Below are 11,805 nucleotides of genomic sequence, written 5' to 3' on the forward strand. Positions count from 1 at the left end.
AGTGGGGGACGAGGTGCTGAAGTCGGCGTACGGTTCCTGGCCCTCGCCCATCGACGCGGCGCTGGCCGCCGCGCACGACGGGCGGCCGGAGTGGGTGGGATTCGTCGGGGACGAGGTGTGGTGGACCGAGCCACGGCCCGCCGAGGGCGGGCGGCGGGCGCTGGTACGCCGGACGGCCGACGGCACCGAGGAGTCGGTGCTGCCGGAGCCGTGGAACGTGCGCAGCCGGGTCATCGAGTACGGCGGCCGGCCCTGGACCGGGGTGGTGCGGGGCGACAGGCCCCTGGTGGTGTTCACGCACTTCGCCGACCAGCGGCTGTACCGGTACGAGCCCGGTGGCGAGCCGCGCCCCCTCACCCCGCTCTCGCCGGTGGGCGGCGGACTGCGCTGGGCGGAGCCGCAGGTGGACCTCGCCCGTGGTGAAGTGTGGTGCGTGCTGGAGGAGTTCACCGGAGAGGGCCCGGACGATGTGCGGCGCGTCCTGGCCGCCGTACCGCTGGACGGCTCGGCCGCCGAGGACCGGGCCGCCGTGCGTGAACTCACCGGCGACCGGCACCGTTTCGTCACCGGCCCCCGTCTCTCGCCCGACGGCCGCCGGGCCGCCTGGCTCGCCTGGGACCATCCACGGATGCCGTGGGACGGTACGGAGCTGCTCGTCGGCGAGGTCGGTGCCGACGGCACTCTGCATACGGTCCACACGGTGGCGGGCGGACCGGAGGAAGCCGTCGCGCAGGCCGAATGGTCCGCGGACGGCCGTCTTGTGTATGCGAGCGACCGCAGCGGCTGGTGGAACCTGTACCGGGACGGCGCCCCGCTGTGCCCGCGCGAGGAGGAGTTCGCCGGCCCGCTGTGGAAGCTGGGCCTGTGCTGGTTCGCTCCGCTGGACGATGGGCTGATCGCGGTCGTCCACGGCCGGGGGGCGTCTGTACTCGGGATTCTGGATCCGGAGTCCGGCGAGGTCGTCGACGCCGCCGGACCGTGGACCGAGTTCGCGTCCACGCTCGCTGTGCACGGCGAACGGGTCGTCGCGATCGGTGCCAGCCCGCGTACCGCATACGAGGTGGTCGAGCTGGACACCCGGAGCGGACGCGCCCGGGCGATCGGAGCCCGGCACCGCGATCCCGTCGACCCGGCCTACTACCCCGAGCCGCAGATCCGCGTCTTCACCGGCCCAGACGGCCGCGAGGTACACGCGCACGTCTACCCTCCGCACCACCCCCGGCGGACCGCAGCCGACGGCGAGTTGCCGCCGTACGTCATCTGGGCGCACGGCGGTCCCACCAGCCGGGTGCCGCTCGTGCTGGATCTGGAGATCGCCTACTTCACCTCCCGGGGCATCGGTGTCGCGGAGGTCAACTACGGCGGCTCCACCGGATACGGCCGGGCCTACCGGGAGCGGCTGCGCGAGCAGTGGGGCGTGGTCGACGTCGAGGACTGCGCGGCCGTCGCCCGCGCCCTGGCCGACGAGGGCACCGCCGACCCCGCCCGGCTCGCGATCCGGGGCGGCAGCGCGGGCGGCTGGACCACCGCCGCCTCCCTGACCACGACCGACGTCTACGCCTGCGGCACCATCGTCTACCCGGTCCTGGACCTGACCACCTGGGGCCCGGGGGAGACCCATGACTTCGAGTCCCGTTACCTGGAGTCACTGATCGGGCCGTTCGACGAGGTGCCGGCCCGGTACGCCGAGCGGTCGCCGACCGCGCACGCCGACCGTCTCACCGTGCCCTTCCTGCTGCTCCAGGGCCTGGACGACGTCATCTGCCCGCCCGCCCAGTGCGAACGCTTCCTCGCCCGGATCGAGGGCCGGGGCGTGCCGCACGCGTACCTCGCCTTCGCGGGGGAGGGGCACGGATTCCGGCGGGCCGCGACGATGGTCCGCGCCCTGGAGGCGGAACTGTCCCTGTACGCCCAGGTGTTCGGGCTGAACCCGACGCCGGACGTGCCGAAGGTGGAGTTGGTCACGTGACGGAACTGGTGCGCCCGGCCCGGCTGGCCCCCGGGGCGCGGGTGGCGGTCGTCGCCCCCAGCGGGCCGGTGCCCGAGGAGCGGTTGCAGGCGGGACTCGACGTGCTGCGCGGCTGGGATCTCGACCCGGTGATCGGACCCCATGTCCTGGACCGGCACGGCGAGTTCGGCTATCTGGCCGGCACGGATGCCGACCGCGCCGCCGACTTCCAGAACGCCTGGTGCGATCCCGCCGTGGACGCGGTGCTGTGCGCCCGCGGCGGATACGGGGTGCAACGCATGATCGACCTGCTCGACTGGGAGGCGATGCGGGCGGCCGGGCCCAAGGTCTTCGTCGGCTTCAGCGACATCACCGTCCTGCACGAGGCCTTCGCCACCCGTCTGGGGCTCGCCACGCTGTACGGGCCGATGGCGGCCGGCATCGACTTCATCAAGAACGCGCGGGCACAGGAGCACCTGCGGGCCACGCTGTTCGCCCCGGAAACGGTCCGCACGATCGCCTCCGGCGGCACGCCCCTGGTGTCCGGCCGGGCCCGGGGTGTCACCCTCGGTGGCTGTCTGTGCCTGCTCGCCGCGGAACTCGGCACCCCGCACACCCGCCCCTCGGCGGACGGAGGACTGCTGTGCCTGGAGGACGTGGGCGAGGAGACCTACCGCCTGGACCGGTATCTCACCCAACTCCTGCGCACCGGCTGGCTGGACGGCGTGCGCGGTGTGCTGCTCGGCTCCTGGGAGAGCTGCGCCGACTACGCCGAGGTGCGTCCCCTGCTCGTCGACCGGCTCGGCGCGCTGGGCGTTCCGGTGGTGGAGGACTTCGGTTTCGGCCACTGCGAAGGCGCGCTCACCATCCCCTTCCGGGTCGCGGCCGAGCTCGACGCGGACACGTCCACGCTGACTCTCGACCAGCCCGCCCTGCGGTGACGCCGTAGGCTGGCCGGATGCCGCACATCCCGTCCCGTCACCTCGCAGAGGGCCCCCGCGTGGCCATCCGCCACTTCACCCCCGAGGACGGCCCGGAGTTCACCGCGCGGACCCGGGAGAGCGAGGACCTGCACCGGCCGTGGCTGTTCCCGCCGGACACCGAAGAGGCCTACGCCGCCTACGCCGGCCGGCTGATCGAGGACCCGGCCAAGGCCGGATTCCTGGTGTGCGAGAAGGACAGCGGGGACATCGCCGGGTTCATCAACATCAACAACATCGTCCGGGGCGGCTTCCAGTGCGGCGCCCTCGGTTACGGCGCCTTCGCGCACGCCGCCGGGCGCGGGCTGATGCGCGAGGGCCTGGACCTGGTGATCGGGTACGCGTTCGGACCGCTGGGGCTGCACCGGCTCGAGATCAACGCGCAGCCCGAGAACACCGCCTCCATCGCCCTCGCCCGGGGCGCCGGGTTCCGGCTGGAGGGCTTCTCGCCCCGCATGATCTACATCGACGGAGCCTGGCGGGACCATGAACGCTGGGCACTCACCGCCGAGATGAGACCCGGCGGCTGATTCCCGCAGGCGCAGCATCTCGCCGCCGTCCGGTGCGGGGGTGCGGCGGCGTGCAGGGGCGTGGGAGAGGGTGGTGTGGCCGGTGGCGCCGATGTTCCACTCGACGCCGCCGGAGTGCGCCGTCAAGGGCTCGGACTCCCGCTCCCCCGGCGTCCACGAGCGGCCCCTGCCCGCTGCCCAGTCGGGGCAGCCGTGGCGGCGCGGCGGCCCCGGCGTTACCCGCTGTGCCCAGCGGGTACCCGCACGGTATGGACCGTTTGGATCACCTGGAACATCTGGACAAGCACCTTGTCGAAGAGCTGGCACAGGTGGCACGCGAGACGGTACGCGACGAACTGCGTGAGCAGAGCCGCAAGCAGCGCCGCACCGCCATGCTCTACGCCGCCTCCGGTGCCGCCGCCCTCTACGCGGGCGGCGCGGTCGCGCTCGCCGTGGGCCTGGCCCTGGCCATCGGACTGCCCGGCTGGGCGGCCGCACTGATCACCGCGGCGATCCTCGGCGCGGTGGCCTACCTGCTGCGCGGTGCCGCCCGCCCGGGCCACGCGCACCACGCCCCGAGCCCTCCGCAGCACGTGGTCGGCGGCACCCCGCCGGCCGCCCCGCCCAGCGGCCTCGGCCTGCCGTACCCCCCGATGCCCTCCGGGGCGCCGCCGCGCCCGGACATCGGCCCGGACACCCCGCACCACAGGGCCTGACGAACGGGAGGCGTCAACCACGGAGGTGCCCCGGCCACACAGCGACGTGGCCGGGGCATTCTGTGCGACGCCGGGACACATCAGCCGACGCCGACCGGGGTGCGGGGGACTGCGCGTCCAGGCACAGGCAAGCCGTATCCGGCAGCGCGGCGCGACCGCCCCTCCCGGCCGCGGCACAGGGGCTCATTCCGGCCGGGGCGGGGGCGGCTCACCCGGGGGCGCGGGGAACCGCGCGCCCAGGGACACACCACCCGCACCCGGCAACGCCCCGGAACCGCCCTGCCTTCACGCGGCAAGCCGCGGCAGCACCTTCGTTCGGTAGAAGTCGAAGAACCCCCGCTGGTCCGGCCCGATCTGATTCACGTACACCCGGTCGAACCCCGCGTCGGCGAAGGCCCTCAGCGCCGAGACATGCTCGTCCACGTCGTTCCCGCACACCGTCTTCTCCCGCACCATGTCCTCGGTGACCAGCTCGTGCAGCTGCTCGAAATGGCGCGGCGAGGGCAGCACCTGGCCCATCTCGCCGGGCAGCAGCTCGTTGAACCAGAGCTTGTGCACCGTACGGACGCACTCCTCGCGGTCGGTGCCGTAACAGACCTTCGTGCCGCCGCTGACCGGCTTGGTTCCGCCGCCGCCCGTGCGGAACCGGGTGACCATCTCCTCCTCCGGCATCATCGTGATGTAGCCGTCGCCCACGCGGGCGGCGAGCGAGGTGGCCTTCGGGCCGAAGCCGGAGATGTCGATCGGCACCGGCTCGTCGGGGACGGTGTAGAGGCGGGCGTTCTCCACCGTGTAGTGCGCCCCGTGGTGGCTGACCTCCTCGCCGGTGAACAGCCGGCGCATCACCTGGATCGCCTCCTCCAGCATCTCCAGGCGCACGTCCAGCGGCGGCCACCGGTCGCCGAGGATGTGCTCGTTGAGTGCCTCGCCGGTGCCGACGCCGAACCGGAAGCGGCCCCCGGTCATCACCGCGCTCGTCGCCACGGCCTGCGCCACCACCGCCGGGTGCATCCGCACGGTCGGGCAGGTCACCGCGGTCTCGACGGGCAGCGACACCGCCTGCGACAGCGCGCCGATCACCGACCACACGAACGCGCTCTGTCCCTGCGCGTCGTTCCACGGGTGGTAGTGGTCGGAGATCCACAGTGCCTGGAACCCGGCCTGCCCGGCCATCCTGGCCTGTTCGACGAGACCGGCCGGGTCGTGCTCCTCGCTCGCCAGGAAATAGCCGTACTCGGGCATGGCAGGCACCTCCGCGTGGGGCTGGTGAGCTCGGTGTGATCCGGTCCGGGCCGGGTAGCCGGGGGCGACCTGCCGAAACGCCGCTCCGGGCGGTTGCCGAGCGGGCGGCGTTCGGGGCTGCGAACGGCGTACGGGTGAATGCCCGGCGTTTGGGTGCCCCGCCCCCGGTTACGCGGAAAGCCTCGGACGAGCCACACCGCCGGAGGCGCACCGTGACCCGACCTCACGTCGTGATCGTCGGCGCCGGTTTCGCCGGGTACCGGGCTGCCCGCACCCTGGCCCGTCTCACCCGGAGCCAGGCCGATGTCACGCTGCTGAACCCGACCGACTACTTCCTGTACCTGCCCCTGCTGCCGCAGGTCGCCGCCGGCATCCTCGAGGCCCGCAGGGTCACCGTGTCACTGCCCGGCACCCTGCGCGGAGTGCGGCTGGTCCTCGGTGAGGCGGACCACGTCGACCTCGACGGCCGCACCGTCCACTACACCGACCCCGAGGGCGGCACGCGCGCCCTCGGCTACGACCGGCTGGTGCTGGCCGTGGGCAGCGTCAACAAGCTGCTGCCCGTTCCCGGCGTCGCCGAGCACGCGCACGGGTTCCGCGGGCTGCCCGAGGCCCTGTACCTGCGCGACCACGTGACCCGGCAGGTGGAACTCGCCGCCGCGGACGACGATCCGAAGACCATCGCAGCCCGGTGCACCTTCGTCGTGGTCGGCGCCGGGTACACCGGTACCGAGGTGGCCGCGCATCTGCAGATGCTCACCGACCGGCTGGCCCGCCGCCACCCGCTGCCCTCCGGCCTGCACCCCCGCTGGATTCTGCTGGACGTGGCGCCGCGCGTGCTGCCGGAGATGGACGAGCGGATGTCCCGTACGGCCGACCGGGTGCTGCGGGCGCGGGGCGTGGACGTGCGGACGGGGACGTCGGTGAAGGAGGCCACCCACGACGGGGTACTGCTGACCGACGGGGAGTTCGTCGCGTGCCGGACCCTGGTGTGGTGCGTGGGCGTACGGCCCGATCCGCTGGTGGAGGCCGTCGGGCAGCCGCTGGAGCGCGGCCGGCTGATCGTCGACCCGTTTCTGCGGTTGCCGGGCCGCTCGGAGGTGTTCGCCTGCGGGGACGCGGCCGCCGTACCGAACCTGTGGCTTCCCGGGGAGTTCACGTCGATGACGGCCCAGCACGCCTGGCGGCAGGGCCGGGTGGCCGGGGAGAACGTGGCCGCTTCGCTCGGCCTCGGCCGGCGAGGGCGCCCGTACCGCCACCGCGACCTGGGCTTCGCCGTCGACCTGGGCGGGGTCCGGGCCGCCGCCAACCCGCTCGGCATCCCGCTGTCCGGCCCGGCGGCCGGCGCGGTCACCCGCGGCTACCACCTGGCCGCGCTGCCCGGCAACCGTGTCCGGGTCGCCGCCGACTGGCTGCTGGACGCCTTCCTGCCACGGCAGGGCGTCCAGTTGGGCCTCGTACGGGCGTGGTCGGTGCCCCTGGACACGGCCTCCCCGGAACTGGCGCGGGTACCGGGTGGCCGGGAGCGGGCGGGGGAGCACGCAGGCAAGGAGGCGGGCCCCGGGGTGCCCCCGGCGCCCGGTGCCGGTACCGACGGCAAGGAGACGAGACCATGACGAAGCAGCCGAACCAGCGGGGCGAGGAAGCCGCGAAGAACCAGCCGGGCGGAGAGCCCGCGAAGAACCAGCCGGGCGGAGAGCCGGCGAAGAACCAGCCGGGCGGAGAGCCGGCGAAGAGGCAGCCCGGCAAAGAGCCCGCCCAGGGCCGGCCGGAGCGTTCCCCCGCCCCCGGGCACCCCGCACCCGGCCCGGTCAGGCGTACCGATCCGCCCGGCCCCGCCGACCACCCCCATTCACCCGACTCTGTGCAAGGAGATCGAGGAGACTCATGAACACCGCCGAACTCGCCGAACTGGGACAGCAGCTGCGCGTGGACAGCGTGCGGGCGGCCGACGCCGCGGGGTCCGGGCATCCCACGTCCTCGATGTCCGCGGCCGATCTGGTGGCCGTCCTGCTGGCGAACCATCTGCGCTACGACTTCGAACGCCCCGAACACCCCGCCAACGACCGCTTCGTGCTGTCCAAGGGACACGCCTCGCCGCTGCTGTATGCCGCCTACAAGGCGGCCGGCGCCATCGAGGACGGCGAGCTGCTCACGTTCCGCAAGCTCGGCAGCCGGCTCGAAGGACATCCGACGCCCCGGCGCCTGCCCTGGGTGGAGACGGCCACCGGCTCCCTCGGCCAGGGCCTGCCGGTCGGGGTCGGTATCGCCCTGGCCGGCAAGCGGCTGGAGCGCACCGGGTACCGGGTGTGGGTGCTGTGCGGCGACAGCGAGCTGGCGGAGGGCTCGGTGTGGGAGGCCGCCGAACACGCCGGGTACGAGAACCTGGACAACCTGATCGCGATCGTGGACGTCAACCGGCTCGGGCAGCGCGGTCCCACCCGGCACGGCCACGACCTGGACGCCTACGCCCGCCGCTTCCAGGCCTTCGGCTGGCACACCATCGAGATCGACGGACACGACGTCGACAAGATCGACCGGGCGTACGGGGAGGCGCTGTCCACGGCCGGGCAGCCCACCGTGGTCCTCGCCCGCACCCTCAAGGGCAAGGGCGTCGCCGCCGTCGAGGACCGCGAGGGCCTGCACGGCAAGCCGCTGCCCGAGGCCGAGCAGGCCATCGCCGAACTCGGCGGACCGCGTCAGCTGCACGTCCGCGTCAGCGAGCCGCAGGCGGCCGCCGCGCTGCGCTCGGTCACCACCGAGGCGCTCCAGCTCCCGCGCTACGACGAGGGGGACGAGGCCGCCACCCGGGACGCCTTCGGAAAGGCCCTCGCCGCGCTCGGCAGCGCCCGCGGCGATGTCGTCGCCCTGGACGGCGAGGTCGGCGACTCCACCCGGACCGAGGAGTTCGCCAAGGCCCACCCGGACCGGTTCTTCGAGTGCTACATCGCCGAGCAGCAGCTCGTCGCCTCGGCCGTCGGCATGGCCGCGCGCGGCTGGGTGCCGTACGCCTCCACGTTCGCCGCGTTCTTCAGCCGCGCCTACGACTTCGTGCGCATGGCGTCCATCAGCGGTTCCGGACTCAACCTGGTCGGCTCGCACGCCGGTGCCGCGATCGGCCAGGACGGGCCCTCGCAGATGGGCCTGGAGGACCTGGCGATGTTCCGGGCGGTGTACGGCTCGACCGTGCTCTACCCGTGTGACGCCAACCAGACCGTCAAGCTGGTCGCGGCCATGGCCGGCCTCGACGGCATCCGCTACCTGCGCACCTCCCGCGGCAAGTCCCCGGTGATCTACGGCCCCGACGAGGAGTTCCCGGTGGGCGGCAGCAAGACGCTGCGCTCGGGTGAGGACGACCGGCTGACCGTCGTGGCCGCCGGGGTCACCGTGCACGAGGCGCTGGCCGCCGCCGACCGGCTCGCCGAGGACGGCATCCGGGTACGGGTCATCGACCTGTACTCCATCAAGCCCGTCGACGTCGAAACCCTGCGCCGGGCCGCCGAGGAGACCGGCTGCCTGCTCACCGTCGAGGACCACCACGCGGAGGGCGGCCTGGGGGACGCCGTCGCGGAGGCGTTCGCGGACGGCCGGCCCGTGCCCCGCCTGGTCCGGCTCGCGGTGCGCACCATGCCGGGCTCGGCGGCGCCCGACGAGCAGCTGCACGCGGTCGGCATCGACGCGGTCGGCATCGCCACGGCCGCCAAGCTGCTGGTTGAGGAGGCGGTCGTGCGATGAGCCGCGGTGATGCGCGGACCATACGGGAGGGCCGCCGCAGGTGGAGATCCAGCGGCCCGGCAAGGTGCTCTTCCCCGGCGGCGCCGCCGCCAAGGAGTACACCAAGGCGATCTCGCCGACTACTACCGGTCCGTCGCGCCCTATCTGCTGCCGCACCTGCGCGGCCGTCCGCTGATGCTGGAGAGGTATCCGGACGGCCTGGACGGGCCGCGGTTCATGCAGAAGAACACTCCGGAGCACTATCCGGACTGGATCACCCGCGCCGAGGTCGCCAAGGAGGGCGGCACGGTCAGGCATGTCGTGTGCGACGACACCGCCACCCTCCTCTACCTCGCCGACCAGGCCTGCCTCACCCTGCACCGCTGCCTCTCCCGCACCGACCGCGCCGGCGGCGCCGACCACCCCGACCGCCTGGTGTTCGACCTCGACCCGGCCGAGGACGACTTCGCCCCCGACACCGTCCGCGCCCGCCCCGGCGCGCCCGTCGCCGTGCCCCTCGCCTGGGAGCAGCTGTACGACCCCGGCCTCGACGCCCGTAGCTGGACCCTCGCCGACGCGGTGGACCAGGCGCGCACGGACCCCTGGGCCGGCCTGCCGCGCCGCGGCCGTTCCCTGGGGCCCGCCCGCCGCCGCTTGACGGCATTGGATGGCTGACACATGCGTCCCCTCTGACCAGGGGCGATGACCGGCCCAGGGGATGCATGTGCTCCGGAAGGTTTGGCCAAGGACATGAGGGCCACACGCAGGGAGAGGTGGCCATGTCGAACACAAGGAACACATCCCAGTCACACAATTCACGGGAGTCACAAGACAATCAGGACTCCCAGGAAACACAGGAGAACACAGACAAGCACGCGGCGGACGACCACCGTCCGACCCCCATGGTGGTGCTGCGCCAGGCGCGCGCCCAGCTCGCCGAACTCACCGGCCTCACACCGGAATCGGTGTCGTCGTTCGAGCAGACGGAGGACGGGTGGTCGCTGGAGGTCGAGGTCCTCGAACTGGCGAGGGTGCCCGACACGATGAGCCTGATGGCCAGCTACCAGGTCGAACTCGACCCGGACGGGGAGCTCACCGGCTACCGGCGCGTCCGCCGCTACGAACGCGGGAGGGCGGACCCGCGCGGCGGTGGCCGTTAGGTCACCGCCCGCACACCCGCCCGCGAACACACCCTACGCACAAGGAGGAATCGCCGGCATGACTGTTGTTCCGGCACAGCAGACCGGAGGTGGAGGCGGCAGCAGCGGCCTCTACGACGTACTTGAGCTGGTCCTTGACAGGGGACTCGTCATCGACGCGTTCGTGCGTGTCTCCCTGGTCGGCATCGAGATCCTGAAGATCGACGTACGGGTCGTCGTGGCCAGCGTCGACACCTATCTGCGCTTCGCCGAGGCCTGCAACCGCCTGGACCTGGAGTCCGGCCCGAACAAGAGCCCGGGCCTGCCCGAGATCGTCGGCGAGGTCACCGAGTCCGGTGCCCGCGGCAAGTCCAAGGGGGCGCTGTCCGGCGCCGCGCAGACCATATCCGACGCCTTCAACCAGGCCCGCGGTGAAGGGGAGACCGAGTCCCGGCCGCGTGCCCGTAAGGCCCCGGCGCGCCGTAAGGAGGAGCAGGAGTGAGCACGTACGTCTACGGGATCACCGCCCAGTCGCACCCCGCGCTCCCCGAGGGCATGACCGGTGTGGGGGAGCCGGCCCGGACGGTACGCGTCCTCACGGCCGGTGAACTGTCCGCCGTGGTCAGTGACGCCCCCGAGGACCTGCGTCCCAAGCGCAGGGACCTGCTCGCGCACCAGAACGTGCTCGCCGAGGCCGGCGCGGCCGGCTGCATCCTGCCGATGCGCTTCGGCAGCGTCGCCCCCGACGACGACGCCGTCACCCAGGTGCTCGCCGAACGGGCGGAGCACTACCACGAGCGGCTGCGGGAGCTGGACGGCAAGGTCGAGTACAACATCAAGGCCACCCACGTGGAAGAGGCCGTCCTGCATCTCGTGATGGCCGAGAACGCGGAGGTGCGCGCCCTCGCCGAGGCCAACCGCCGATCCGGCGGAGGCAGCTACGACGACAAGATCCGCCTCGGCGAGATGGTCGCCGCCGCCGTCAAGGCGAAGGAGGCCGAGGACGCGAACGAGGTGCAGGGCCTGCTGGCACCGGCCGCCGCGGCGGTCAGCGTCGGCCCCGAGTCCACCGGCTGGCTGGTGAACGTGTCGTTCCTGGTCGCCCGGGACTCGTCCGACCGTTTCCTGGCCGCCGTCGAGCAGGTCCGCAAGAGCCACCCCCACCTGGATCTGCGGGTCAACGGGCCGCTGCCGCCGTACAGCTTCGTCGAACCCGGCCCCGCCACTCCCGCGGGCAGCAGGGCCGGTGCGGACGCCGGCGCGCAATAGCGCCCCCGGCCCGAGCGGAAGGAGATCACCGTGGGACTGATCGGCGAGGTGCTGATGCTGCCGTTCGCACCCGTGCGCGGCAGCGCGTGGGCCATCAGACAGGTGCTCCGCGAGGCGGAACGGATCTACTACGACCCCTCCACCGTACGGGCCGAACTCGCCCGCCTCGAAGAGCAACTGGAGGCGGGCGAGATCACTGAGGAGGAGTTCGACCAGCGCGAGGACGAACTTCTGGACCGGCTGGAGACCGCCCTGCGCTCCGGCGACACCACAGGCAACGGGACGTGA

Annotated in this window: 11 protein-coding genes and 1 pseudogene; 11 read left to right on the plus strand and 1 reads right to left on the minus strand. The window is 72.9% G+C overall.

Annotated features, from left to right (window positions below):
• Window position 1 precedes the first annotated feature (1 nt).
• The 4 genes from ABZ079_RS21450 to ABZ079_RS21465 all read left to right on the plus strand — a co-directional run bounded on the left by ABZ079_RS21450 (window position 2) and on the right by ABZ079_RS21465 (window position 4,153).
• The gene (locus tag ABZ079_RS21450; RefSeq protein WP_356941014.1) at window positions 2–1,969 is read left to right on the plus strand and encodes an LpqB family beta-propeller domain-containing protein; all 1,968 of its coding nucleotides are present in this window, start codon (window positions 2–4) and stop codon (window positions 1,967–1,969) included.
• Window positions 1,966–2,889, plus strand: coding sequence for an LD-carboxypeptidase (locus ABZ079_RS21455; protein WP_356941015.1), 924 nt, complete (start codon window positions 1,966–1,968; stop codon window positions 2,887–2,889). The genes ABZ079_RS21450 and ABZ079_RS21455 overlap by 4 nt, the downstream gene beginning before the upstream one ends.
• 17 nt (window positions 2,890–2,906) lie before the next feature.
• The gene (locus ABZ079_RS21460; protein ID WP_356941016.1) at window positions 2,907–3,458 is read left to right on the plus strand and encodes a GNAT family N-acetyltransferase; all 552 of its coding nucleotides are present in this window, start codon (window positions 2,907–2,909) and stop codon (window positions 3,456–3,458) included.
• Between the two features lie 248 nt (window positions 3,459–3,706).
• A complete protein-coding gene (locus ABZ079_RS21465; protein WP_356941017.1) occupies window positions 3,707–4,153 on the plus strand; it encodes a phage holin family protein in 447 nt (148 codons plus the stop codon).
• Between the two features lie 285 nt (window positions 4,154–4,438).
• Here the strand turns inward: ABZ079_RS21465 and ABZ079_RS21470 are convergent, their stop codons facing one another.
• Window positions 4,439–5,395: an LLM class F420-dependent oxidoreductase gene (locus ABZ079_RS21470; RefSeq protein ID WP_356941018.1), complete on the minus strand. Its 957-nt coding sequence runs from the start codon at window positions 5,393–5,395 to the stop codon at window positions 4,439–4,441.
• Window positions 5,396–5,607: 212 nt separating this feature from the next.
• On the opposite strand from ABZ079_RS21470, the gene ABZ079_RS21475 reads away from it, so the two are divergent.
• The 7 genes and pseudogenes from ABZ079_RS21475 (at window position 5,608) to ABZ079_RS21505 (ending at window position 11,805) form a co-directional block, all read left to right on the plus strand.
• A complete protein-coding gene (locus tag ABZ079_RS21475) occupies window positions 5,608–7,011 on the plus strand; it encodes an NAD(P)/FAD-dependent oxidoreductase (protein ID WP_356941019.1) in 1,404 nt (467 codons plus the stop codon).
• On the plus strand, window positions 6,977–9,130 hold the full coding sequence (locus tag ABZ079_RS21480; RefSeq protein WP_356941020.1) for a transketolase: 2,154 nt from the start codon (window positions 6,977–6,979) through the stop codon (window positions 9,128–9,130). The genes ABZ079_RS21475 and ABZ079_RS21480 overlap by 35 nt, the downstream gene beginning before the upstream one ends.
• Window positions 9,127–9,784 (plus strand): annotated as a pseudogene (locus tag ABZ079_RS21485) (hypothetical protein). The gene ABZ079_RS21480 and the pseudogene ABZ079_RS21485 overlap by 4 nt, the downstream one beginning before the upstream one ends.
• 104 nt (window positions 9,785–9,888) lie before the next feature.
• The gene (locus tag ABZ079_RS21490) at window positions 9,889–10,269 is read left to right on the plus strand and encodes a gas vesicle protein (RefSeq protein ID WP_356941021.1); all 381 of its coding nucleotides are present in this window, start codon (window positions 9,889–9,891) and stop codon (window positions 10,267–10,269) included.
• 58 nt (window positions 10,270–10,327) lie between these two features.
• Complete coding sequence (locus ABZ079_RS21495) at window positions 10,328–10,750, plus strand: gas vesicle structural protein GvpA (protein WP_356941022.1); 423 nt, start codon at window positions 10,328–10,330, stop codon at window positions 10,748–10,750.
• Window positions 10,747–11,517, plus strand: coding sequence for a GvpL/GvpF family gas vesicle protein (locus ABZ079_RS21500; RefSeq protein ID WP_356941023.1), 771 nt, complete (start codon window positions 10,747–10,749; stop codon window positions 11,515–11,517). Before ABZ079_RS21495 ends, ABZ079_RS21500 begins: the two co-directional genes overlap by 4 nt.
• A 30-nt stretch (window positions 11,518–11,547) precedes the next feature.
• Window positions 11,548–11,805: a gas vesicle protein GvpG gene (locus tag ABZ079_RS21505; protein WP_356941024.1), complete on the plus strand. Its 258-nt coding sequence runs from the start codon at window positions 11,548–11,550 to the stop codon at window positions 11,803–11,805.

Source organism: Streptomyces sp. NPDC006314 (assembly GCF_040613075.1).
Taxonomy (GTDB): domain Bacteria; phylum Actinomycetota; class Actinomycetes; order Streptomycetales; family Streptomycetaceae; genus Streptomyces.